Raw genomic sequence first — 21,929 nt, forward strand, 5'->3', positions numbered from 1 at the left:
CCCTTTCCCGGAGACCAGCAGCAGGAACGGCCTGGACTGACGTCGAAGATGACGCCGACGCCGGATCATGGCGAGGACAGCTATGTCGGCAAGGACTTGCTTGTGGGTAAGGTGGCGCTGATCACGGGGGGAGACAGCGGAATTGGACGAGCTGTTGCGATCGCCTATGCCCGTGAAGGAGCGGACGTAGCAATCTCCTACCTGCCCGTCGAACAATCCGATGCCGAAGAGACAGCGCATTGGATTGAGAAGGCCGGGCGTCGCGCTCTGTTGTTGCCAGGCGACCTACGCGACGAGGCGCATTGCCGCGACCTTGTCGCTCAGACCGTCGAAGCCCTCGGTGGCATTGATATCCTGGTGAACAACGCCGCTGCGCAAACGGTCAACGACGACCTCGACGACGTGATCGCCGCGGATCTCGAAGGGTCGTTCCGGGCCAATGTGTTCGCGATGTACTATCTCTGCCAAGCGGCAGTGCCGCACATGAAGCCGGGCTCGGCAATCGTCAATTCGACTAGCCAGCAGGCCAAAATCGCCGACAAGACGATGCTGATCTACGCCGCAACCAAGGGTGCCATCGCGAGCTTGACCATCGGTCTTTCGAACCTGCTCGCCCCGAAGGGCATTCGCGTGAACTGCGTGGCGCCCGGCCCGATCTGGACTCCTATCCAGCCGATCGTGAAAAGCCCTGACCAGATTGAGCAGCTTGGCGCCGATACCCCCCTTGGACGAGCGGGTCAGCCCGCGGAACTCGCGCCGGCCTATGTTCTTCTTGCCTCACGTGAGGGCAGCTACATGGCTGGTGGATTGGTGCCGGTAACGGGCGGAACCCCGATGTTTTAGGCGCGCGAGTTCACCCCCGGGGCGCGCGCCACCCGGCAGCCTTCGCCTCGTCCTCGGAGCAGAACATGCGCTCGCCGTCCTTCTCGCTGATCCGGGTCCGGTCATAATCCCGCGATCCAGAAACGTGGAAGACCTTGTCACCTTTCCGGCTGATGTTGCCCTTGATCGCGCAGCCGCCGGCCTGGATGGCCGGCTTCAAAGGCGCTGGCGAGGGTATGGGACCATCCGGGCCGCCCGGCGCCGCGAACCCCATTGTCATGGCACGCTCGCCCTTGCGCCAGTCTCCCGGCGCCGTGAAGGAGCCGGCCCATATCCCGAGCTTCCCTGCTTTCGCGGTAGCCTCGGTGCCGACATAGTCCTCGGAATACCGGCGGTACGCGACGGCGTGGCCCTGCGCGACCAGCCAGTGGTTCAGATCCTCCGTACCCTTCCGGCAGACCGCTACGGTGCGCCCGTACTAGTCGGTGTCCCGAGGATCGCAGGAGACGGTCGCGGAGCCGATCCGGTCGGCCAGCGCGAGTGCAGCCGCCTGTCCGCATCGGAAGGCCTCCCCTGACCTTCTATGGCAAAGCTGACCGCTCTCTGGCGCATCGATCCCATGGAGCCGAATGCGGGTGCCGCCGATGTCGAGGGTGTCGCCATCGACCACCGAGGCCCGGCCGGTGATGGGCTCGGCCGCCTGCATAGGAGAAGACGCTAGGATCAGGGTCAGGAACGCCAGACGTCTCAACGCGAGCATTTTTGCTTCGAGGCGCTTGTAAACCCATCGTTGCATAGGAACTTCTCGCCCTGGCATGCTTTGATGCCGCCCTTCGAACCTGAGCATGGGGTGTTACGTGCGCTAACAGCCGATAGGCCGGCCACGAAAATCATCGACGCTGTTTGGGTGAGCAGTAGGCTCCGGGTCATTCTGTCGGGTCCTTCCGCGCTCCGGCCGCCACCACCTTCATCATGGCATCGGGCCGCGGGCGTTGCAGCTCAAGGGCGATCTCTGTCGGCGCCTCAAGCCACGTCCGCCACTCCTCCGGCGTCGTCAACAGGACCGGCATCGCCTTCGGATGGACCGGGCCGACGATTCCGTTCGCATCGCATGTGAGGAACGAGAACAACTGGTGCTCGGCCTCCTCTCGGTCGGGGTTCTCGGCCTTGGTGCCGCGCACGCCCGTCCAGGGTCGCCAGATCCCGGCGAAGGCAAACAGCGGCCGGTCATCATCGAGGGCGAACCACGTGGGCGTCTTCTTCGGCTTGGTGTCGGCGTACTCACTGAAGGAGGACACCGGGACGAGGCAGCGGTATTCAGGCTTGAGCCATGGCCGCCAATGCGGGCTCTTGACGTTCCGGACGTTGGTGACGGGATGCTCCCCGTACTGCTTCGGACCCGGGATGCCCCATCGGAGCATCTCAAGGGTCCGCCTGCCGTCCTCGATCCGAACAATGGGCGCCATCTGGTCTGGGAAGATGCCGGGCGTCCTTGGCAGGTTGCCAGCGCGGTCCTCCTCCACACCGAACGCCTCACGGATCTCCGCCTGTGACGTGATCAAGCTGTAGAGGTTGCACATCTTTCACGTCCCCAGAGAGCCACGGGTCGCCATTACACACCGAGATTGCCATGTATCTCGTTTGGCTCGAACCTTAGCCAACGAGCCTCAGCATGGAGCTCTCTGGCACCGACCGGACGGTAGGATTGGTTCTTGTCCCCGGCCTCAATGCCGCGCTTGGCCCCATGTACTGGCGTGGTCGATCCCCGTCCCCTATCCCGCCCTTGCACGTCCAAGGCCTTCGCCGCATCTCAGGTGCCGCCGCTTCTGCCTGGGAGCGTGGCCTTCACGCCGCTGCGGCATTCTGGCATGTGCACGTCCATGCCGAAGAAGCCCTCCCTCACTGCCTTCCTTGTTGCGATCCATCAGGCGGACAGCACTGACAACGTGTACGCAATCCTCGCGAAGACGGTGGCAGATGCGCTTGAGATCGCAGAAGCGCAGGAGCCGGCTGGTGCCAACCCTCATGTCGTCGGCAAGCTGGGGGCTGCTAGCATAGCTCGCATGGACCTCAAGCCGGGTGAAGCACGGGCAATCTAAGCCGCTACGGTGCCCGATCGCAGAAAACTGGCACGTTGCCCCAGGACGGTGAAGGCGCAGCGCTTTGAACTCCTTTGGCGTCCGCGGTTGCCGCGCGCCCCCGTCCCCAGCCGCGACGTCGCGCATGGCAGACAGACCATGGCGCAGCCAATGGCCACCCCCTATCCCGTCCGGCCCATCACAGCCGCCGGACCTCATGTCAGCCTCCCCAGCCTTCAAGATCGAGCCCGGCAGCCCGCAGGCGTGGCGCGAGGCCTTCCTCGACATGAAGCCGAGCGTGGTCCCGTGCTCAGGGCTGACGCCCGCCGGCTGGCAGTCTGTGCACGCCGCGTGCTTCGACTTCCTCGATAAAAACGCTGACGAGGCCGGCCGGCTCGGCTGGACGACGCTGCAGCTTTTCGGCGTCCATCCCGACCTCGGCGTGATCCGCTCCGACTTCTGCGGGGCCATGGTCCTGAGCGGTGACCTCGCGTCGGCCGTCGAGGCGGATTTCATCCGGTTCGAGCGCACGCGGTACTTCCGGAACTTGCCAGGCCGGCCGAAGGGGGCTGTGCCGATCTGGGCAGTGAAGCGGTAGGCGACCGGGAAGCCTGCCCTACCTCCTCGCGGTCGCCGCCAGGAACCCGATCATGAGCACCGAACGCGTAGAGGGATATCGTGAGGCTTTGTCCAACGTCAGAAGCACGATCCAGCGCAGGATAAGCGCGGATGGCGTGCCAGAGGATGGGAGGCAAGAACTATCAAACCTCCTGATCATGCTCGATGACATGCTGCAGCCCACCCGTAAGGTTCCTGAAGCTGGGAGCGGTGCGCCGGAGCCGCTGAGCGGCAGCTTCTGACGAGGCTTTGCACTAGGCACATTGCGTAGATCCGCTCAGGTGGCTAGGCCGGCCTAATGTCCAAGCTTGAAGCCCTCCTCAGCCGCCTGAAGGCCCATCAGCATGTTCTGATCGTCGCCGCAGCGGATCACGACACTATGCCGGCAGACAGTGTACTCAAGCGCGTCGCCGAGCTGGAGAATGCGATTGCTGCCGTCGAGGCCGTGATGGCCGAGGAAGGCGAGCGCTAGGCCCCGATGCCGATGAACGAACGGGCGCCCATGGCGAATGACCTCACCACCGGAACGCTATTCAAAATGGGCCTCGTCACCAACGATGAGGTGAATGCTGCCGTGACTGCGGTCCTCACCGGGGAGGGGAGCATCGGCTTTCCACTGAACGCCGCCTACACGATAGACCTTGCGGCGGCCCTTCAAGCCAAGGAGGCAGTATCGAAGGGCCTCGCAGTGCCGGACGCCTCTGCCGCCTACAATCGCAACCTCGCCCGTACCGCGATCCTGCTGGGCTACCCGAACAAGCGTTAGCGCTGGGGTAACAAGAAACCCGCCGCAGCGTGAGCCGGGCGGGCCTCAAATCTGCGGTGGGCGCACAATCAGGCAAGGTCGTTTTGCTCCTCGGGATCATCAGACAGTCGTTCAGCCGGATCGATGGTCTCTTGCGTATGGCTGCCTTCGATCTTCGGTGTTTTTGTAATTACCTGGTCCATCGGCACGTTCAGCGGATCCTGTGCGTCTGGCGTAACCGATGGGCTTGCCTCATCAGCTTGGGACGTTTTCTTCTCGATCATGGATTCCTCGCGGGCTTCTTGAACCAGACCAACGACTGGGCGAGACGGATGTTCGAGCAAGATCTTGTCTCACGTCATTTGGTTGAGCGCGATGGCGTTAACGAAGACGCTCGAACTGCTTTCGCTGGAAAGCCCAAGGGAAATAGCGATGGTGCCCACGCAATCTCGATATCTGCTGAGGCCGCTCAAAGGATTCGAAGGACTCGTGCTTTTGTGGTTGAGCTATCAGATTTGGGAGGGACAGATTGCGTATCTACCGCATGATAGCGCTTTGAGTTGGGTGGTAGGGACCGCGCTTGGCTGGCTGGGGATACGCTGGATATTTCGCAGCCTTGAACCCAATCCAGAATTCGAAAAACCCGCCGCAGCGTAAGCCGGGCGGGTAAAGGACGCTAAGATCTGTCGGGTGAATGCGGCGGTTCAGTACCCGTAGCGATAAGCGCGACGGTAATGCTGATCCTGGCGGCGTAGATGAGCATCGTAGCGCCGCTCATGAAGGAATTCGCGACGAATGTGTTGCCGGTAGCGGTGCTCGGGCGAGTGGCCGTAGCCGTAGCCGCCGCCCCCATAACCGCCACCGTAGCCATAGCCGCCACCGTAGTACTGCACGGTCTCGATCTTTTCCTGCGGGGCATGACTTACCCCGGCGTTTGGCATAGGCGCCGCTTCGGCGATGGAGGCCAAGCCGACACAGGCCGCGATCGTCAAAAGGATCTTGCTTGAACGTATGCGCACGATTGCCTCCATTAAGTTCAACGGCGCAGTGATGGGCTCCACAGAATGAACGGGGGATTGCCGAGGCTGCCGCGCTCAACCACGTTTTCATGAGACGGAGAACAAAGAAAGCCCGCCCAGCCTAAGCCGGGCAGGTCATGACCACTCATTCAGAGTGCCATCGCCAAAGCGAAAGCTATCGTTTGGGCTTGTCGCCAGGCCCCCACCCCTTCGCTTTGATGATCTGAACGATCTTTGTCTGCATCTCGGGCATCAGGCCCTGCATCCACTGTGTCGTGCCAGCCATCTGAGCCTGAACTAGCTGAGGTTGTGCTGCGGCAAGGCGCCGGCCAGCCGGAGAGGCATAGAAGGTCCCCACCGCCTGTAGATCCTCTTTGCTGAGGACACCTGCGAAACTTCGTGCCTGAATATCGAGGAGTTCGTCGTAATGGGCCGTCAACATGGGAAGTACGGCCTCTTGAACGACGACCTGCGCCCGGTCAGCTTCCCTAATTCCCATCTGCTGCATCATGCCGGCCATGGGAGCGGCCATTGAGGATAGCGTAGTCGCGCGATCTCCCTGCATCTGGGCCACGACCTCACGTGCCACCTTCAGCGTCGCCGGATCTTGTGCCGCCGTTGCAGCAGGCTTGGCCGCTGGCGCTGCTGCTTGTGCAAGCGCTTGCGATGCGAGGGGAATGCACAGGGAAAGGCCTGCGATTAGGGGGGCCAAACGGCCGATACGATTCAGCAAGAGGTTTCCTCCAGTTGTGGAACTGCAGAGGTAGGGCAATCCAAACGAAAAACCCGCTGCGGCGTGAGCCGGGCGGGTGTGGTGGGAGGTTCAAGAGGACGGGACCGCACTTGCACGCGGCGTGCCAGCGCTAAGCATGCGCGTCGCGTCCGTGAGTTCGGTTCTTGATGGCCTGCTCTCGGCTAACCAGCATCTCCGCCAACTCCCGCTGCAGCGCCTCGACCTCGGCGTGGAGCTCGCCAGCGTCCACCGTCAACTCGACGCACTGCTCCTGGGCCTCTGCGAGCAGGGCGCGCAGCTCAGCATTCTCGGTCGCTAGAACGAGCAGGAGCAGGGTGTCGGAAACGGCGGGCCTCCTTGGCTATCTCTGTCGGATAGCGTGCCAGTAGATAGCAGCGCCTGTCAGCGCGCAGGCGAGCCCGAGGAACGTCTCAAACGGGTCTTGTCGGTACCCCGTGAAGGCTAAGTGCAGCATTGCACCGCCGGCCGATACCATCAGTACCGAGAGAGTCCATAGTGCTCCGCGCCTCACACGCCACCACATCGCGCATCCCTAACGTTGAATTAACACATCGAGGGAAACGGTATCGCATGCAGCGATCGATCCTGACGGAAACGTAGAACCGCACACACTCTCGCCGAACTTTGGGTCGAACGTCGCTACATCGCACTGCGGGGCCTATGCCACGGTCCGCCTGCACACCGGAGCGAGCACGCTTATGATCAAAATCCTGACGGCGATCCTGTCGGTCTTCGTGGTCCTGGCGCTGGGCGCCTGTTTGACGGCTCTGACGCTTCCCTTCCGAGCCGTGCGCGGTCTAGTGCGCAGCCGAGCCCTGCCTGCATGAAGCGGGTCTTCCTTCCGCACATTAACGGTTTGTTGCCAACGTCCGGTTAGGAAGTCTCAATCTTTTGAGGGCCTTCCCATGCGCGTGTTGCTGATTGAGGACGACGCTTCGATCGCAGCGAGCATCGAGCTGATGCTCAAATCGGAGAGCTTCAACACCTACACGACGGATCTCGGCGAGGAAGGAATCGACCTCGGCAAGCTCTACGATTACGACATCATTCTGCTCGACCTCACCCTCCCGGATATCTCGGGCTACGAGGTGCTGCGCTCGTTGCGCGTGGCGAAGGTCAAGACACCGATCCTGATCCTCTCCGGCATGGCTAGCATCGAGGACAAGGTGAAGGGCCTCGGCTTCGGAGCCGACGATTACCTCACCAAGCCCTTCCATAAGGACGAACTGGTCGCCCGCATCCACGCGATCGTCCGCCGCTCGAAAGGCCACGCTCAGTCGGTGATCACCACCGGCGACCTCGTGGTGAACCTCGACGAGAAGATGGTGGCCATTGCCGGCAGCCGGGTGAACCTCACCAGCAAGGAGTACCAGATCCTGGAACTCCTCACACTGCGGAAGGGTACGACCCTGACGAAGGAGATGTTCCTCAATCACCTCTATGGCGGCATGGACGAGCCCGAGCTCAAGATCATCGACGTTTTCATTTGCAAGCTGCGCAAGAAGCTCGCTAACGCCTCCTCCGGCAAGAACTACATCGAGACCGTCTGGGGCCGCGGCTACGTGCTGCGCGATGGGATGGCCGAGATGCAGGCCTTGGCGGGTTAAAGGATGTCATCCGCGCTTTGCAAGGAGGCTCCAGAACCTTTGCGCGTCGAACGGCTGCGGCTGGCCGCCAATCGGACCCAGCATGTCCAGGAACTGCGACGGCTGCTGTTGGACCTGCGCGGCAGGCTGTGCGCCCATGGTCGGAGATCCACCGCCCATCACGGCCTGAAGGAAGCTGGCGGCATTGAACGAGGGCGCGGCGGCCGGGGCCTCGCCCGGCATCTGCATCGGGGCCGCCGGTCTAGCTGACGCCTGCGGACCCAACATGCCGAACTGGCTCGAGGCCGCCGGGGCCGCGCCTGGCATCGTCATGGTCGGCGCCTGGTCCCCGACCTTTCTCGCCGCCCAGCCCATCAGGTCGCCGGCCGTCATCGGTTTCAGGAAGGGGTTGGCCGCGATGGAAGCCGGAGGGAGAACCTGCACCACGGGCGTCGAGGGATCGGCCCCGAGGACAGACTTCGCCCCGCCCGGTCCCGCGAAATGCGCGAGGTACGTGTTACCCGGCGTCGGATCGAACCCGGCTGACCGGAGCATATTGGCGTTGTCCGAGGCGTAGGCGCCGGTCATCTCGCGCGAGAGCGAGGGGTCGCCTGCGCAGCGCCCTGGCCCGCATTCGCGTCGGCCTTCATGTAGTCGAGGCCGGCCTGCGTCGTGGAGCCGATGCCAGCCACCCGGGGCCCCTGGTAGATCTGGCTTCCGACGCCGCTGTTGAAGGCGTTCGTGGAGCCCGCGAGGATGCCGTTAGGCGCCGGCTGGGCCGGGCTCCACGGATCTTTCATGACGCTGCTGGTCTGGGTCTGTGTCGTGCTCTTCCCCGACATGGCTCAGTCCTCCCCGGAGGCGTCGGGCGCCGTGGCCGGATCTGCGGGGGTGGTGTCCGGCTTCATCGCATCGGCGAGCAGACCAGGACCGGAGCCGGCATTAAGATTGAACAGGCGAACGACATCACGGACGCGCTCGACCTCCGGTTCGGCGATGGGTGTGGCGGTGTCGCTCATGAGTGAGCCCCCAGCGATTTCGAGAAATGAAGACCGGCCTCACAGGACTCGGTGGCGTAGCCGTCGAGGAGGCGAGCCCAGCCGGGGCGGCCTACGAGTTCGACAGAGGAGCAGGAGATCGCCGCGGCGCCGGTCTCGATGCCTTCCAGCGTCGACAGCCAGTCTCGCGCCCGCGTGCCGCCCACAGCTAAGATCCAGCACGACCGGCGCCCGCTCGCGTGGTCGCGAACCTGCGTCACGCCAGCGGCGACAGGGCGGCCTTCGTCACCGACCATGACAAAGAGCATTCCCTGTTCACGCTCGCAGAGTTCGCGGAGCTCGGAGACGGTCAGGTCGCAACCGGTGCGACGGCAGGCGCGATCAAGCCACGCCTCGACCTCCGGCCAGACCTTGGCGAGGGCGACAGCGGGAACCGGAGCGAGACGGATCGAAGGGCGGGGAGGAGCCGAGACCATCGACGCCACGGCGCGGCGCAGCCAGTTCGAGGCTGTGGAGCCCTCGCGCTCCACAGCAGCCGCCACCGCAGCGTCTAGCGCCGGATTGGTGCGGAATATCCTGGTCCTACTAAGCGTTTCGGCGCGCATCCTAACCCCCGCCTCTGTCGCAGTGACATTACAGGAAGCGGGATGACTTGTAATACAAACGCTATATCTGTTTATTATCCTACGACTATTCTGTCTTTCCTGTCCTTAAGAAAAAGGACATCAGTCGGCAAACAAGTCTCCCGCGAGACCAACAATCGCCTTGTCGTTCTCATCGTTGGCAGGAAGCCGCTTGATCTTTTCGCGGATTCGCCCAGCGACGCGCTCGCCCAATTCACGCTGTGCGGCATCTTGCAAGGCAAATTCAAGCAATCCCTTCGGTGGTTCGATGGGATTTTCTGCCTTCATCATGTCGAGTATCGCGTCTACCGCGTGCTTTGCTGTCTTTATTGTCCCCTTGTTCGAGTACCACGGACGGCCAGAGACGTCTTCAATCGTCATCCATGTTGCAGCTATTGCACAGAGCGCATGGAATGTCCGCTCGTCCTCGAATAGCGCCAAATGCTCCGACCTATACTTGAAAGAACCCTCCAAGCGCCGCTCGATCTCGCTTCCCAGAGTCCGCCCACCCGCAGACGCCTCTGATTCCAGCCTCTCCTTCAGATCGGGAAGGATCTTCGTGCTGACAGGCAGTCTCCGGGCGGCGCCGCCAGCAGTGCGAGGGGATCGTTTTGCCATCGGCTTAGTCCATTCCGTCCATTTAGGACATCTGGTGGCTTACCAAACTTGCGCAACCCCTGTCCAGTGCGCATAACTGGCGTAGGACATCCATTAGCTGTCCTACGGAGGCTGTGAAATGGACATTCGGAAGGACGTTGAAGCTGGGTTGCCCGCCAAGGCTCGGCCGCTCGCGAGGGCAATGGGGGTCTCCCCGTCCCTGATCTACGACATGATTTCGCGAGGTGAGATCGAGGCGAAGCGCATCGGTCAGCGACGCCTCGTCATCCCGAACGGTGTTGCCCGGCGGCTCCTCGACATGGAGCCCGTAGCCGCCTGATCCGCCGCCAGCGGGTCAGCCCACAGGCATCCGCACCCAGCCCTGACGCGCAAAAAAACGGCCCCGACACGAGGGTCACTCGCGCGAGGCCAAAAAAGGTAAAATTTCTGTGGCATCTAATACCCGATCCCCCGTCCGGCGGCAATTGCCCGCCGTCCCGATGGTGTCCTTTGACGGACCATCCCCCGCTGAACTTCGTGCCCATCGCGTCCTGAACCGCGTCAGCGTCAGCCGCGAGGTCGCCGAGCAGATCGCGAGCCTCGCCTACGGCTCCGTTCCTGAGAAGTGGGAGCGCCGCGCATGATGGCCGCTGCGCAAACCGTGCGCTCCTCCCCGGTTCCGACCGCCCCCGACGACCGCGGCGCGGTGTTCGACGCGATCGGGACCGCCATGGCCTCCGCCGAGGTCTACGCGGCCACCGCCGCCAACTTCGCCACCCTGCGCGACGCGCGGGGCTTGGCATACTCCGTCAGGTCGGCCGCCGCCTGTCTCTCGATGGCGGCCGAGCTGCTGGACGAGGTGAAGCCGGCCCCTCGCAATGGAGGCCGAGCATGAAGACCCGCCGCCCCCGCACCATGAAGCGCATGTCGGTCGAGGCCGACGCAATGTGCGTGTCCGATCGGCTGTTCTTCGAGCGGTTCCCCTGGCGCCAGCACCGGTTCCGCAGGCTCGCGCAGGCCGAACTAGCCCAGCTTGAGGAAGCCACCGGCGCGATCCTGTTCGTCCCCAGTCAAGCGGAGAGCATCTTCGTTCTCGTCAAGAACTTGGCGCCCGGCGTTCGGCTCCGGATGCACGTCCTTGGACCAAACGACCAGACCGGCGACGACGCGACCGAGGAGATGGTTTCTGCGTTTTGGAAGGCTCGGGCGGCGCGGTGCCCAGATGTGATCCGCCAGGAGGTCGCGCTTCAGAAGGCTATGCGCCTGCCTGGCGGCCCCCTTCACAACGGAGGAGCGGCATGACGGGCCGCACGCTTCCTATCCGCCCGCCATCGTTCGTTTCAAAGGCCACCCTCGCCCTTGAACTAGACGTGTCGGAAAGCACGGTTGACGAGATGGTTCGTCGAGGCGTGTTGCCAAAACCGCTTCGGCTTTCAGGAGGCTGTATTCGATGGTGCTGGCGTGAGGTTGAAAGCGCGCTTGTATCGCTAGGCGGTGGCACAGAGACTTCGATCTCTGATCCATTCCTGCTGGGGGCACACAATGTCACGAAGACGACGGAGGGCCGTGGTGGTGCTGCCTAGAAGCGTTCACAAAATCCGATCGCGCGGCCGCGAGTATTTCTACTTTCAGGCCGGACGGGGAACCGATCATGCCGGCCCTCGCACGCGACTGCCTGATGATCCGCAAGCGCCGGAGTTTTGGATCGCAGTACGTCAAGCACAAGGCGTCAGCGGGCCGGTCCCAACTGATACGGTATCGGCGCTCATAGATTCCTATGAGGTGTCACCAGCCTTCGCCAACGACCTATCCGACGGCACGAAGGCCTTGTATCGCCGATCGCTACGGATCGCGCGCGAAGCATGGGGCAACCTTCCTTCGGCAAAGCTTCGGCCTGTTCATATTCAGGCGATGATGGACGGTTTTAGCCAGACGAGAGGAAAGGCGAACAACTTCCTCGGCGCAATGAGAGCGCTGTCGGCGTGGGCTAGTGCACGCGGCCACGTGGAGACCAGCCTTACCGAAGGAGTGAGACCTTATCCAGCAAAGACCGGGCATAAGCCCTGGACTGCGGCCCAGATCGAGTTGGCCCACTCAGAACTAACCGGGGTCATTCGCCGCGGCGTGTTGCTGTACATCTACACCGGACAGCGCGGTTCGGACGTCGTTCGGCTCGGGTGGACCGACGTAGAAGATGGCGGATTTACACTTCGCCAAGTGAAAACCGGCCGAGAGGTGTGGTGTCCGATCGTGCCGGAGCTGGCGGCCGAGATGGCAACATGGGAGCGGCGTCCCGGCCCATTCCTTCTCCAGGACAGTGGTAAGCCGTTCACAAGGAAGCTTTTCTCGCGCCACTACTCGGAAGCTCGCGCCGAAATTCCGATCCTCGCAGGAGCCTCACTCCATGGGCTGCGCTGCACGGCTGTGATCCGCCTGCGCCGTGCCGGCCTTTCCACAGGCCAGATTGGGGACATCACCGGAATGTCGCTCGCGATGATCGAGCGCTACTGCCGCTTCGCTGACAAGAAGACGAGTGGCCAGGCGGCCCTGATTAGCCTCAGCAGAACACGCGAGGAACGTGACTGTAAAACCCTGAAAAACTGAAAATCTACTTTCCTTTTAAATCAGCACCTTAGAGGTCGAGAGATGAACTCTGCGATTTCGGCCCGGACGGCCTCTCCAGCGGCGCCTCCCCCGACCGCCTCGACGCCCTCGTCTGGGCCCTCACCCACCTGATGCTGAGCCAGAGGGCCGAGCCGCGGATCCGGCGGATGTGAGCAGCGTACGCCGCGCGTCCCTCCCCCCATTGCGGGGGAGGGTGGGCCGCTGGCCTTCGGATCCGACAGCCAGAGGGCACGTCCCTATTCGGAAGAGGCTGGTCCCCCTCTCCCCGTGGACGGGGAGAGGACGTCGTCCTCCCCTTGCCGGGAGGCGACGTGAGCCCGGCAGGGCGAGGGTGAGGGGGTGACTCCGGATGTGGCTCCTCCGGACGAGCCCCCTCACCATCGGCTGCCGCCTCGCCGCGCCGACGACGGGGTCGTCGCGGCCCTCTCCCCGCGTGCGGGGAGAGGGGACTGCGCACAGGCCTTTCGGAACAGAACTGATCGAGTCAGGACATTCCCATGCCGAACCTCCTCACCCGCCTCGCGCGGGCCGCCTTTCCCGTGGCCGAGACCAAGGCGGCGCCGGTCGCCGGCATCGGCCTCGCCTTCTACGGCGAGGGACGGGCGGTCTGGACCGCGCGGGATTACGGCGCCCTGGCGCGGGAGGGGTTCCAGCGCAACGCCATCGTCCACCGGGCGGTGCGGCTGGTGGCGGAGGCGGCCGCCGCCCTGCCCCTGGTGCTGACGGACCGGGCGGGGCCGCATCCGCTCCTCGCGCTCCTTGCCCGGCCGAATGCCCGCGAGGGCGGCGCGCGGCTGCTCGAGACCCTGTACGGCCACCTCATGGTCTCGGGGAACGCCTATCTCGAAGCGGTGAGCCTCGAGGGCACCCCGCGCGAGCTCCACGCCCTGCGGCCGGACCGGATGCGGGTGGTGCCCGGCCCCGACGGCTGGCCCATCGCCTACGACCATCATGTGGGCGGCCGGGTCCTGCGCTACGATCAGGACCGGAACGGCGTGCCGCCGATCCTGCACCTCACCCTGTTCCACCCGGCGGACGACCATTACGGCCTCTCGCCGATGGAAGCGGCGGCGGTGGCGCTCGACATCCACAACGCCGCCGGGGCCTGGAACAAGGCGCTCCTCGACAATGCCGCCCGGCCCTCCGGGGCGCTGGTCTACGCCACCGCCAACGGGTCGACGTTGAGCGAGGCGCAGTTCACCCGCCTCAAGGGCGAGCTCGAGGCCAATTACCAGGGGGCGGCCAATGCCGGCCGGCCGCTGCTGCTGGAGGGCGGCCTCGACTGGAAGCCGCTCTCGCTCTCACCGAAAGACATGGATTTCGTGGAGGCCAAGGCCGCCGCCGCCCGCGAGATCGCGCTGGCCTTCGGCGTGCCGCCACTGCTGCTCGGGCTCTCGGGCGACAACACCCACGCCAATTACGCCGAGGCCAACCGCGCCTTCTACCGGCAGACGGTGATCCCCCTGGCGTGCCGCACCGCCGAGAGCCTCGCCCAATGGCTGGAACCCGCCTTCGGCCCCGCCCGGCTGGAGCCCGACCTCGACGCCATCGAGGCCCTGGCGCCGGAGCGGGAATCGCTCTGGCGCCGGGTCCAGGCGGCGGATTTCCTCACCGAGGCGGAGAAGCGCGAGGCGGTGGGCTACGGGGCGGCGTTATAGGTCCGTCAGTTCCAGGTGTGCAGCACCGTGCGCCAGTCGTTGCCCTTGCGTTCAAGAACGTTGACCCAATTGCCCTCGAACGCCTTCTTCGCCCCGCCCTCGGCGGGTCCGGACATGGCCCAGCGGCCGGTGACGAGGAGCAGATCTCCCTTCATCTGCGCCGACTGGACCTTGACCGTGTGGTCCTCGAACCCCTTCGCCTTCAGCCCGGCGAAGAAGGCGCCGATCTTGTCGGCGCCGGACACGGCGGCGCCCTTCGGGATCACCATGGCATCGGCCGCATAGAGCCCCTTGAGGCCATCCATGTCGCCGGAATTGTAGGTCTGGTCCCAGCGGGCCGCCGCGGCCTGGGCATCGGCCGTGGGATCCGCAGCCGTTGCCAAGGTCGGCACAACCAGGCACAGCAGGACGGCTGTGCCGCGCAGCTTATGGGCTAGGTGCATGCTAGTCTCCCATTCGCGATTCGCATCCAATCGACCACGAATATTGTCTTTCTTTCATTAATAGGAAAGCGAAATCTCGATAGGCGCCTGCAACATGCGCCCATCATCTTGATCCGCATGCCACAGGTAAAACGTCACGACATACTTAGCGGGTGCCGAAAAATCCTCCACCGCGTCGAATCGCAGTGGGCCTCGCCCACCGGGTGCACCCCGCCTGGAGTCGGAGCGCACCGGCGGCGCCGGAGGCGGCTCTCCCCACCGGGGGAAGTGCGGAAGGCGGCGTGTTATTGGGACAGGGGAGCGAAGATCATCCTGTGCGAGCCCGAACCGTTTCGTGCTCAGCGAGTGCTTTCATCCGCCACGGCGTCCCTAATTAGAGGGCGCAGGACATTCACGAACGTGTTCACCCGCTCGGCGAGCCACTTGAACGCATCCGTCCGAATGCCGGGATTGTTCAGATCGCCAACCAAACGCGAATCAGCGATCCCATAGCGACCATACTTGTCCTTTTCGGAACGAACTGTCCCGTTCAGGGCGAGCCGGACGGTATCCCAGTTCTCCAAGATCGCCTCTCGAGCGCTTTCACCTGGGCTATTTCGACTTGCAGACAGGAAGAGGCCCACTTCACCCTTATGAAGATCCCGGTAAACGGTGAGCCAACTGCTTCCCTGCGGAGCGGGCATCATGAAGCTGAGATAACCCTGACGCGGGGGCCTTGGGATCTCCTGAGTTCGATCGTCTAGTTGAATATAGTTATCGAGGAATTCTTTCCAGAACGCTTGCTGCTTCGCCCCCAGAGCTGCTCGCTCCGGATCGGAAACGGTATCCAGTTCGGCCGCGGCTTCGGCAGGTTCTTGGACGATGTAGCCTTCAGGAAGAGCAATGACGCTTCGGAGAATGGAAGTCGTTCGTGCGAGCACGCGCGGCGCGACCAAGCGCTCTCCATTGGGAAGACGATAGATCGGAAACTCGACAAGGCCGAATGTAAAATGCAAGCCGGTGTGGGATTGCAGATAGTTCGCGATGGCCTCGACGCCCTCGCGCACGCCATCTCCCAAGACCAAGAGCAGGAAGCGACCACGCCGCAGGTTCGCCGTGACGGCGTCAGTGAATTCGGCCTCCTTAACCCTCGGATCGGCATCACGGACCAGCTTCAGCAGAGCGTCCGGGCCCATTCCAGTACGGCTCCCGACTTCCCGCTGGAGGTCCGAGAAGGTCCAGCGGCTGAGAACCTTGGCATAGTCCAGAATCTGTCCAACAACCTCGCGCCGGGCTTCTGGATTGCGCCAAAGCTTGCATTCGATCAGCACCGGCAGTCCCGATGGTGTAATGAGAAAGTTGTCGACCCTTCCAGCCGTGCCAAGCTGCATCTCGCGGCATATGGCGACCGCGCCGACGAACAATGGATCGATCTCCGCAATAGGCAGTGAGTCTGGATGCGCATGAACGAGAGCTTGGATCTCCGCTTCCAGCACAGTGGCCCCACCTCCTTGCTGTGGAAGTGGCTCTAATGAAACCGAGCGACCGTCGGCGGTAAGAAGAATGGGGGCACTGTGTTGTCGGTCCAAGGCAGGCTCCTAGCGGATGACGGTCGAGGCTCAGCTCCGCCCTACCCGCAGGGAGTCGTAGTTTCCAGATGGACGGCTCGCCGCACCGCCGCACGGCACCGCTTTGGACCGTTTGAAACGGATTGTGCCCGTGAGCGCCACTACGTGCCTATTCGTTGCGGCAGTCTTTGTCCCGGCGCGGCTTTAGCGCTTCTCCGAATGTCCTTGTGACAGCCACCATAACTCGCCTCCACCCCCTTCGACTTGCCCTTCGGGAGCCCGCCATGGACGGCCATTTCATCGGCTATGCCAGCCTGTTCGGCGTGCCCGATCTCGGCAACGACGTGGTGGCGCCGGGCGCCTTCGCGGGGAGCCTCGGCGAGCGCGGGGCCGCCGGCGTGCGGATGCTGTTCCAGCACGATCCGGCCGAGCCGATCGGGCGCTGGCTCTCCCTGCGCGAGGATGCGCGCGGCCTGCGGGTGGAGGGGCTGATCAACCTCGCCGTCCAGCGCGGGCGCGAGGCCGACGCGCTCATGCGCGAGGGCGGCCTCGACGGGCTGTCCATCGGCTTTCGTACCCTGCGTTCGAGCCCGCAGCGCGGCGGCCTGCGCCGCCTGCTGGCGGTCGACCTGTGGGAGATTTCCCTCGTCACCTTTCCCCTCCTGCCCGGCGCCCGCGCCGCCGTGCCGGACGGGGCGGCTTCGCCCCTCGCCAGGGAGCTGCGCGCCTTCGCCCGCCGGCTCGCCCCGCGCGGAGCGCCCTCCGCCCAGCCTGCCGCCCGGCCTGCCGCCCTTGCCCCCTTCACCCTCCCCTCCGTCGCCCAACCCAAGAGGCTCGCATGACCGTCCACGTCTCGCCCAACGCCGCCGCCCCGGAGACCAAGGCCGATCCGCACCTCCCGCTGGAGAACAAGGCCGCGCGGCCCGCTTCCGACGCCGAGGTGGGCGCCGCCATGGGCGAACTCTCCCGCGCCTTCGAGGCCTTCAAGGAGACCAACGACAGCCGGCTCGCCGAACTCGAAGGCCGCCGCCCGGGGGACGTCCTCACCGAGGAGAAGCTCGCCCGCATCGACGCGGCCCTCGACACCGCCCGGACCCGCCTCGACCGCCTGACCCTCGACGGCCGCCGCCCGCCCCTGGGCGGGGACGGGCCGAGCCGTCCGGACCCGGCCTCCGTCGAGCACAAGGCGGCCTTCGACCTCTATGTCCGGGCGGGCGAGAGCGGCGGCCTGAAGCGCCTGGAGGAGAAGGCGCTCTCGGCCGGGTCCGGCCCCGATGGCGGCTATCTCGTGCCGCAGACCATCGAGCGCGACGTGCTGCGGCGGCTCGCCAACCTGTCACCGATCCGGGCGCTCGCCACGGTGCGGACCATATCGGGCGGCCTCTACAAGCGCGCCGTTTCCGCCACCGATGCGGTCTCGGGCTGGGTCGCCGAGACCGCTGCCCGTCCCCAGACCGACGCGCCGCCCCTGACGGAGCTGAGCTTCCCCGCCATGGAGCTCTACGCCATGCCGGCGGCGACCCAGACCCTCCTCGACGATGCCATCGTCGATATCGACGCCTGGCTCGCCGACGAGGTGGAGACGGCCTTCGCCGAACAGGAGAGCGTCGCCTTCGTCACCGGCAACGGGGTCAGCCGCCCGCGCGGCTTCCTCAGCGTGGACAACGTGGCGAATGCCGCCTGGGTGCCGGGGAAACTCGGCTTCGTCGCCACCGGCGCGGCCGGCGCGTTTCCCACCGCCAACCCGTCCGACGTGCTGTTCGACCTCGTCTACGCCCTGCGCGCCGGCTACCGCCAGAACGCCAGCTTCGTGATGAACCGCAAGGTCCAGAGCACGATCCGCAAGATGAAGGATGCCGACGGCAACTACCTGTGGCAGCCGCCGGTCTCGGCCGACAGGATCGCGACCCTGCTCGGCTTCCCCGTGGCGGAGGCCGAGGCGATGCCGGATGTGGCGGCCAACAGCCTGTCCATCGCCTTCGGCGAGTTCAAGCGCGGCTACCTCATCGTGGACCGCGCCGGCCTGCGCGTCCTGCGCGACCCCTACTCGGCCAAGCCCTACGTGCTGTTCTACACGACCAAGCGCGTGGGCGGCGGCGTGCAGGATTTCGACGCGATCAAGCTGCTGAAGTTCGCGTGAGCACAACCTCTCTCGGGCCTCGGCCCGAGAGATACCTTCCACCCGAAGGAAGGAATGAAGCGGATGCCCGCTCCGCCCAAACAGAGCAAATTCTTCCTTGCCACTCGAAATTGTATCGCCATGCTGACCCATAGTGTGGGATGCACAACCTCTCGCCTTCGATCGCTCGGCGCGAAACAAACCTCACATTGATCTCAGGAGCGCGTGAGGAGCGTGACATGGTTGATCGGCGAGAGAAGTTGGTAGCGTCGAAACCAGCCGCCTTGGCGGCCAAGGACGCCTTCACATCGCGGTACGTTGCAGGCCATCCTGACCTGTCCGTCGGGCTCGGCCTCAATCGAACCGGCGACGGCTGGGCGATGAAGGTTTTCGCACAAACTCAGTCCGCTGCCCGGGAAATCCCGGAGTCCTTCGGTGAGTTCGCCGTCGAGGTCCAGATCACCGGCTCGGCAACGGCAACCTGATAGCCCGGCCGAATTTCCGCACGGCTCCTACCGCCGCCCCGGCCGCGCCATCCAGTCCGAGCGGTTGGAGCGCCGGAAATTCGTGGACGCCTCGCTGGCGGTGAGCTGCGCCATCTCGGCGGCCCGCGACGTGATCCAGCCGGCATGCTCGCCGGTGGGGGTCACCGCCGTGAAGCCGCCGCAGGCGGTGCGGGCGCGCTTGTCCTGGCGCATGGCGCCGCTCGACCAGCTGACGACGCCGACCACCTGATAACCGCCGGGGCCGCCGCGCAGGATCGGCCCGCCGGAATCGCCCAGACACGCCCCCGCTCCCGCCGTCTCGGCGAGGCGCCGCCGGTCCGTCACCACGGTGACGGTGTTGGCGACCTTGAGCGAGCCGATGGAGACCAGATGCGCCTGGCGCAGGGTGCGGGCGGTGTTGCGGCGGTTCTCGGCCACCACGCCGAACCCGGCGATGTCCACGGCGTCGCCGCTGTTGATGGCGCCGCCGCCCCGCGGATCGAGGGGCTGGAAATCCGGCCCCAAGGGCTCGGCGAGCTTGATCAAGGCGAGGTCGATGCCGGGCTGATCCTCGGGCGTCGTGCCGGGCACGAAATCGGGATGCATCGAGGCGGCGATGGCGAGGATGCGGCGCTGGCGGAACGCCCGGTCGACGGCGACCACGCTGTAGCCGGCTTGGTGCATCACGCAATGGGCGGCCGTCAGGACGAGGTCGGGACCGATCAGCGTGCCCGAGCAGATCTCGCCCTGGGTGCTCTCGATGCGGACGACGGAGGCGCGCAGGCCGTTGGGATCCCGGGAGACCTCGCCGTTGATCACAGCGAAGGCCGGAGCCGGAATCAGCCCGACCAGCGCCGTGACGACGGCCCTGCGGAACGCGGTCGCGAACATCATGTCTCTCCCGCGCCCGGCTGAAAGCCCCGGACGTCCCTGGAATGAAGCCTAGCGTAAGCCAATCCCTCGGCCAAGCTCCCGGTTCCGTCGCAGGGAGGAGCGGCGTCAGGGCGCGGACCAGCCGGCGGAACGCCCCCAGCCCGCGAGAATCCGGTCGATCCAGTCGCGCTGCGGCCCCAGCAGGACGCCCTGCGAGATGGCGCCGCAGGCGCCGCCCTCGACCCAGGCGGAGACGGCGAGCGGCGGAGCGCCGGGCGTCGTTGCGATCGGCCCGCCGGAATCGCCCTGGCAGGCGCCGGATGTGCCGCCGGACGGCTTCATCCAGACCAGGATTTTGCTCTGCCCATAGGGCTCGACCACCGGCAGCACGGCGCTGCGGAAGGTCCCGGTGGTGCGCGGCTCGCCCGGTTTCGAGACCCCGTAGCCGGAGAGGACAAGGCTCTCGCCGGCACGCGGCAGGGCGGCGCTGAGGGGGGTCGGCCGGAAGCGGCCGGGAAGCGGCGTGACGGTGCGGACGAGGGCCAGATCGATGGAGCGCCGACGCCCGGCGATGGCGCCGGCATCGTAGCCGGGATGGACCGCGCGGGCCGCGAGATCGACCAGCACCGGCTGGCCCGCCTCATCGCGAAAATGCACCCGGTGCTCGGCGCCGCCCTGGCGGGAGGCTGACGCCACGCAATGGCCGGCGGTGAGCACCGCGTCCTGCGCCACGACGATGCCGGTGCACACGCCGCCGTTCGAGGACAGCACCATCACGGCCGAGCCCGCCGCCTCCGGCGCATCCCGGCCGCCGACCACGGCGCCGGCCGGGCCGGCGGCGAGGCCGAGCAGCAGCGCCATGCCTACAGACCGCATGTCGAGATCCATTCCGCCCGTCCCCTTCACCGTCCACCCGGAGACGACGATGAATCCGATACGCGTCGATGCCGCCATCGTCGAGCCGGTCACCCTCGCCGACATGCGCGCCCACCTGCGCCTCGACCCGGACAACACCGCCGAGGACGGTCTGGTGGAAAGCCTGATCGCCTCGGCCCGCGCCATGGTCGAGCTGGCGACGCGGCGCGTCCTGGCGCCGGGCCGCTACCGGGTGATGCTGACGGCCTGGCCCCGGGACGGGTTCGTGCCCCTGCCCCTGAGCCCCCTCGTCGCCCTGGCGAGCGCGAGTTCGGTGGATGCGACGGGGATCGTCACGGCCTTCGCCCCCGGCCTCGTCCGCCTCGCGCCGGACATGGTGGAGGCGCCGGGACTGATCGTCTCGCCCGCACTCCCGTCGCTCGCCCGGGCCGCCGCCCTGATCGAGGTCGATGCCGGGTATGGCGGATCAGGCCCGCCGGTCCCCCCTTCCCTGATGCAGGCGATCCGGCTCGTGGCCGCGCACGGGTTCGAGCATCGCGGCGACCTGCCGGTGACCCTCGCCCCGATGGTGGAGGCGCTGATCGCGCCGCACCGCCGGATGCGCCTCTAACTTACCGACCCCGGAGCCTTGTCATGACGCACCCGCCCATCGGCGCGCGGCGGCGCCGCTACGTGCTCGAACGCTTCGTCGACGACCCGGACGGGTTCGGCGGCCATCTCCGCCGGTTCGTCGCCGGGCCGCTCCTGTGGGGCACGCTGGATTCCACCGGCCATGCCGAGCGCGCCCGCGGCGGCCGGTCCGATGCGGTGGCGACCCACCGCATCCGCATCGCCTACCGCACGGACGTCACGCCCGCCATGCGGCTCGCCTCCGGCCCGCGCCGCTTCGTGATCCGCGCGGCGGGAGACCCCGACGGGCGCGGGCGCGACCTCGTCTGCGAGGTCGAGGAACTGATCGACACAACGGGAGCCCTGCCGTGAGCGACCCCCTGTCCCGTCCCGCCAACCCGCTCCTCGCCCTGCGGGCCGCCATCCTGACTGTCCTCGGCGGCGACGCGGAGCTCGGCCGGCTCATGGGCGGCCAGGTCCGCATCCATGACGAGCCGCCGCGCGGCGCCGCGCCGGTCTACGCGCTGTTCGGCCCGGCCGAGATGCGCGACGATTCCGTCGACGGCGCGCTGCGCCATGTCCATCGCCTCGGGCTGATCCTCTTCGCCAGGCCCGGATCGAGCCGCAGCGCCATCGAGGCCGCCGGCCGCGCCGCCGCCCTCCTGCACGAGGCGCTGCTGTCCCCCGCCGGCCATGCCCTGTCGCTCCTGCGGGTCGAATCCCTGTCCTCCGCGCGGGACGAGCGCAGCGGCGAGACCCGCGCCACCCTCACCCTTCAGGCCGTCACCGAGCGGCTGCCGATCTCCTGAGCGGGTTTTGCTGCGCGAAACCGGTGACCACGTTTGCGAAACCCG

The 21,929-nt window shown here is 65.7% G+C and carries 36 protein-coding genes and 2 pseudogenes; 22 read left to right on the forward strand and 16 right to left on the reverse strand.

Annotated elements, in window-relative coordinates; all coding sequences use genetic code 11:
* A partial coding sequence (locus FPV16_RS23325; RefSeq protein ID WP_227440917.1) for an SDR family oxidoreductase occupies positions 1–843 on the forward strand: 843 nt, incomplete at its 5' end.
* A gap of 10 nt (positions 844–853) precedes the next feature.
* Here FPV16_RS23325 and FPV16_RS23330 read toward each other — a convergent pair.
* The 4 genes and pseudogenes from FPV16_RS23330 to FPV16_RS23340 all read right to left on the reverse strand — a co-directional run bounded on the left by FPV16_RS23330 (position 854) and on the right by FPV16_RS23340 (position 2,402).
* Entirely contained in the window at positions 854–1,102 is a 249-nt protein-coding gene (locus FPV16_RS23330; RefSeq protein WP_227440918.1) for a nuclease, read from the reverse strand.
* A 57-nt stretch (positions 1,103–1,159) separates the two neighbouring features.
* Positions 1,160–1,288 (reverse strand): annotated as a pseudogene (locus FPV16_RS26370) (thermonuclease family protein); the annotation flags it as partial.
* A 12-nt stretch (positions 1,289–1,300) separates the two neighbouring features.
* Positions 1,301–1,618, reverse strand: coding sequence for a thermonuclease family protein (locus FPV16_RS23335; protein WP_227440919.1), 318 nt, complete (start codon positions 1,616–1,618; stop codon positions 1,301–1,303).
* A gap of 130 nt (positions 1,619–1,748) precedes the next feature.
* Positions 1,749–2,402, reverse strand: coding sequence for an SOS response-associated peptidase (locus tag FPV16_RS23340; RefSeq protein ID WP_227440920.1), 654 nt, complete (start codon positions 2,400–2,402; stop codon positions 1,749–1,751).
* Between the two features lie 300 nt (positions 2,403–2,702).
* Between FPV16_RS23340 and FPV16_RS23345 the strand changes: the two genes are divergently transcribed.
* The 5 genes from FPV16_RS23345 to FPV16_RS23365 all read left to right on the forward strand — a co-directional run bounded on the left by FPV16_RS23345 (position 2,703) and on the right by FPV16_RS23365 (position 4,284).
* Complete coding sequence (locus FPV16_RS23345) at positions 2,703–2,921, forward strand: hypothetical protein (protein WP_227440921.1); 219 nt, start codon at positions 2,703–2,705, stop codon at positions 2,919–2,921.
* 196 nt (positions 2,922–3,117) lie between these two features.
* Entirely contained in the window at positions 3,118–3,498 is a 381-nt protein-coding gene (locus FPV16_RS23350) for a hypothetical protein (protein ID WP_227440922.1), read from the forward strand.
* A gap of 52 nt (positions 3,499–3,550) precedes the next feature.
* Complete coding sequence (locus tag FPV16_RS23355; protein WP_227440923.1) at positions 3,551–3,760, forward strand: hypothetical protein; 210 nt, start codon at positions 3,551–3,553, stop codon at positions 3,758–3,760.
* Positions 3,761–3,816: 56 nt separating this feature from the next.
* Complete coding sequence (locus FPV16_RS23360; RefSeq protein WP_227440924.1) at positions 3,817–3,990, forward strand: hypothetical protein; 174 nt, start codon at positions 3,817–3,819, stop codon at positions 3,988–3,990.
* Positions 3,991–4,020: 30 nt separating this feature from the next.
* Complete coding sequence (locus FPV16_RS23365) at positions 4,021–4,284, forward strand: hypothetical protein (protein WP_227440925.1); 264 nt, start codon at positions 4,021–4,023, stop codon at positions 4,282–4,284.
* 68 nt (positions 4,285–4,352) lie between these two features.
* On the opposite strand, the gene FPV16_RS23370 is transcribed toward FPV16_RS23365, so the two are convergent.
* A complete protein-coding gene (locus FPV16_RS23370) occupies positions 4,353–4,547 on the reverse strand; it encodes a hypothetical protein (RefSeq protein WP_227440926.1) in 195 nt (64 codons plus the stop codon).
* Positions 4,548–4,611: 64 nt separating this feature from the next.
* Here FPV16_RS23370 and FPV16_RS23375 point away from each other — a divergent pair, with 64 nt between their 5' ends.
* On the forward strand, positions 4,612–4,920 hold the full coding sequence (locus FPV16_RS23375) for a hypothetical protein (RefSeq protein ID WP_227440927.1): 309 nt from the start codon (positions 4,612–4,614) through the stop codon (positions 4,918–4,920).
* Between the two features lie 47 nt (positions 4,921–4,967).
* On the opposite strand, the gene FPV16_RS23380 is transcribed toward FPV16_RS23375, so the two are convergent.
* Together FPV16_RS23380 and FPV16_RS23385 are read right to left on the reverse strand one after the other, a co-directional pair.
* Positions 4,968–5,282 (reverse strand): hypothetical protein, encoded by a 315-nt coding sequence (locus tag FPV16_RS23380; protein ID WP_227440928.1) that lies wholly within the window; start codon positions 5,280–5,282, stop codon positions 4,968–4,970.
* 175 nt (positions 5,283–5,457) lie between these two features.
* A complete protein-coding gene (locus FPV16_RS23385) occupies positions 5,458–6,015 on the reverse strand; it encodes a DUF2059 domain-containing protein (protein WP_227440929.1) in 558 nt (185 codons plus the stop codon).
* Between the two features lie 136 nt (positions 6,016–6,151).
* On the opposite strand from FPV16_RS23385, the gene FPV16_RS23390 reads away from it, so the two are divergent.
* From FPV16_RS23390 to ctrA, 3 genes are all read left to right on the forward strand, one after another.
* Positions 6,152–6,334, forward strand: a complete 183-nt coding sequence (locus tag FPV16_RS23390; protein ID WP_227440930.1) for a hypothetical protein — start codon at positions 6,152–6,154, stop codon at positions 6,332–6,334.
* A gap of 400 nt (positions 6,335–6,734) precedes the next feature.
* On the forward strand, positions 6,735–6,863 hold the full coding sequence (locus tag FPV16_RS26205; RefSeq protein WP_264483997.1) for a hypothetical protein: 129 nt from the start codon (positions 6,735–6,737) through the stop codon (positions 6,861–6,863).
* Between the two features lie 78 nt (positions 6,864–6,941).
* Positions 6,942–7,643, forward strand: a complete 702-nt coding sequence (ctrA, locus tag FPV16_RS23395; RefSeq protein WP_227440931.1) for a response regulator transcription factor CtrA — start codon at positions 6,942–6,944, stop codon at positions 7,641–7,643.
* Between the two features lie 6 nt (positions 7,644–7,649).
* Here ctrA and FPV16_RS23400 read toward each other — a convergent pair whose 3' ends face one another.
* From FPV16_RS23400 to FPV16_RS23420, 5 genes are all read right to left on the reverse strand, one after another.
* Complete coding sequence (locus FPV16_RS23400; RefSeq protein WP_227440932.1) at positions 7,650–8,177, reverse strand: hypothetical protein; 528 nt, start codon at positions 8,175–8,177, stop codon at positions 7,650–7,652.
* 29 nt (positions 8,178–8,206) lie between these two features.
* A complete protein-coding gene (locus FPV16_RS23405) occupies positions 8,207–8,464 on the reverse strand; it encodes a hypothetical protein (protein ID WP_227440933.1) in 258 nt (85 codons plus the stop codon).
* Between the two features lie 3 nt (positions 8,465–8,467).
* Positions 8,468–8,641 carry a hypothetical protein gene (locus tag FPV16_RS23410; RefSeq protein WP_227440934.1) on the reverse strand — a complete coding sequence of 58 codons (174 nt, stop codon included), beginning with the start codon at positions 8,639–8,641 and terminating at the stop codon, positions 8,468–8,470.
* Positions 8,638–9,225 carry a hypothetical protein gene (locus FPV16_RS23415; protein WP_227440935.1) on the reverse strand — a complete coding sequence of 196 codons (588 nt, stop codon included), beginning with the start codon at positions 9,223–9,225 and terminating at the stop codon, positions 8,638–8,640. Before FPV16_RS23415 ends, FPV16_RS23410 begins: the two co-directional genes overlap by 4 nt.
* A 120-nt stretch (positions 9,226–9,345) precedes the next feature.
* On the reverse strand, positions 9,346–9,861 hold the full coding sequence (locus tag FPV16_RS23420; protein WP_227440936.1) for a hypothetical protein: 516 nt from the start codon (positions 9,859–9,861) through the stop codon (positions 9,346–9,348).
* A gap of 118 nt (positions 9,862–9,979) precedes the next feature.
* On the opposite strand from FPV16_RS23420, the gene FPV16_RS23425 reads away from it, so the two are divergent.
* The 6 genes and pseudogenes from FPV16_RS23425 (at position 9,980) to FPV16_RS23450 (ending at position 14,123) form a co-directional block, all read left to right on the forward strand.
* Positions 9,980–10,180, forward strand: coding sequence for a helix-turn-helix domain-containing protein (locus tag FPV16_RS23425; RefSeq protein ID WP_227440937.1), 201 nt, complete (start codon positions 9,980–9,982; stop codon positions 10,178–10,180).
* Between the two features lie 300 nt (positions 10,181–10,480).
* Positions 10,481–10,735 carry a hypothetical protein gene (locus FPV16_RS23430; protein ID WP_227440938.1) on the forward strand — a complete coding sequence of 85 codons (255 nt, stop codon included), beginning with the start codon at positions 10,481–10,483 and terminating at the stop codon, positions 10,733–10,735.
* Positions 10,732–11,142 (forward strand): hypothetical protein, encoded by a 411-nt coding sequence (locus FPV16_RS23435; protein WP_227440939.1) that lies wholly within the window; start codon positions 10,732–10,734, stop codon positions 11,140–11,142. Before FPV16_RS23430 ends, FPV16_RS23435 begins: the two co-directional genes overlap by 4 nt.
* Before the next feature lie 267 nt (positions 11,143–11,409).
* Positions 11,410–12,444: a tyrosine-type recombinase/integrase gene (locus FPV16_RS23440; RefSeq protein ID WP_227440940.1), complete on the forward strand. Its 1,035-nt coding sequence runs from the start codon at positions 11,410–11,412 to the stop codon at positions 12,442–12,444.
* Between the two features lie 41 nt (positions 12,445–12,485).
* A pseudogene (locus FPV16_RS23445) lies at positions 12,486–12,617 on the forward strand (ATP-binding protein); the annotation flags it as partial.
* Between the two features lie 345 nt (positions 12,618–12,962).
* Positions 12,963–14,123, forward strand: a complete 1,161-nt coding sequence (locus FPV16_RS23450) for a phage portal protein (protein WP_227440941.1) — start codon at positions 12,963–12,965, stop codon at positions 14,121–14,123.
* Positions 14,124–14,128: 5 nt separating this feature from the next.
* Here FPV16_RS23450 and FPV16_RS23455 read toward each other — a convergent pair whose 3' ends face one another.
* Both FPV16_RS23455 and FPV16_RS23460 read right to left on the reverse strand, forming a co-directional pair.
* Positions 14,129–14,566 (reverse strand): YybH family protein, encoded by a 438-nt coding sequence (locus FPV16_RS23455; protein ID WP_227440942.1) that lies wholly within the window; start codon positions 14,564–14,566, stop codon positions 14,129–14,131.
* A gap of 338 nt (positions 14,567–14,904) precedes the next feature.
* Positions 14,905–16,041, reverse strand: a complete 1,137-nt coding sequence (locus FPV16_RS23460) for a hypothetical protein (protein WP_227440943.1) — start codon at positions 16,039–16,041, stop codon at positions 14,905–14,907.
* Positions 16,042–16,397: 356 nt separating this feature from the next.
* Here FPV16_RS23460 and FPV16_RS23465 point away from each other — a divergent pair, with 356 nt between their 5' ends.
* From FPV16_RS23465 to FPV16_RS23475, 3 genes are all read left to right on the forward strand, one after another.
* Entirely contained in the window at positions 16,398–16,955 is a 558-nt protein-coding gene (locus tag FPV16_RS23465; protein WP_227440944.1) for an HK97 family phage prohead protease, read from the forward strand.
* Positions 16,952–18,253 (forward strand): phage major capsid protein, encoded by a 1,302-nt coding sequence (locus FPV16_RS23470; protein ID WP_227440945.1) that lies wholly within the window; start codon positions 16,952–16,954, stop codon positions 18,251–18,253. The genes FPV16_RS23465 and FPV16_RS23470 overlap by 4 nt, the downstream gene beginning before the upstream one ends.
* 218 nt (positions 18,254–18,471) lie before the next feature.
* The gene (locus FPV16_RS23475) at positions 18,472–18,717 is read left to right on the forward strand and encodes a hypothetical protein (protein ID WP_227440946.1); all 246 of its coding nucleotides are present in this window, start codon (positions 18,472–18,474) and stop codon (positions 18,715–18,717) included.
* A 27-nt stretch (positions 18,718–18,744) separates the two neighbouring features.
* Here the strand turns inward: FPV16_RS23475 and FPV16_RS23480 are convergent, their stop codons facing one another.
* Positions 18,745–19,608, reverse strand: a complete 864-nt coding sequence (locus FPV16_RS23480; RefSeq protein ID WP_227440959.1) for a S1 family peptidase — start codon at positions 19,606–19,608, stop codon at positions 18,745–18,747.
* Between the two features lie 108 nt (positions 19,609–19,716).
* Positions 19,717–20,466, reverse strand: coding sequence for a S1 family peptidase (locus tag FPV16_RS23485; protein ID WP_227440947.1), 750 nt, complete (start codon positions 20,464–20,466; stop codon positions 19,717–19,719).
* A 49-nt stretch (positions 20,467–20,515) separates the two neighbouring features.
* On the opposite strand from FPV16_RS23485, the gene FPV16_RS23490 reads away from it, so the two are divergent.
* From FPV16_RS23490 to FPV16_RS23500, 3 genes are read left to right on the forward strand one after another with little or no spacing between them, the layout of a single operon-like run.
* A complete protein-coding gene (locus tag FPV16_RS23490) occupies positions 20,516–21,076 on the forward strand; it encodes a head-tail connector protein (RefSeq protein ID WP_227440948.1) in 561 nt (186 codons plus the stop codon).
* Between the two features lie 23 nt (positions 21,077–21,099).
* Positions 21,100–21,447, forward strand: a complete 348-nt coding sequence (locus FPV16_RS23495) for a phage head closure protein (RefSeq protein ID WP_227440949.1) — start codon at positions 21,100–21,102, stop codon at positions 21,445–21,447.
* A complete protein-coding gene (locus FPV16_RS23500) occupies positions 21,444–21,884 on the forward strand; it encodes a tail completion protein gp17 (RefSeq protein ID WP_227440950.1) in 441 nt (146 codons plus the stop codon). Before FPV16_RS23495 ends, FPV16_RS23500 begins: the two co-directional genes overlap by 4 nt.
* Positions 21,885–21,929: the final 45 nt, after the last annotated feature.

The sequence above is a fragment of the Methylobacterium sp. W2 genome (assembly GCF_020662345.1).
Lineage (GTDB): Bacteria > Pseudomonadota > Alphaproteobacteria > Rhizobiales > Beijerinckiaceae > Methylobacterium.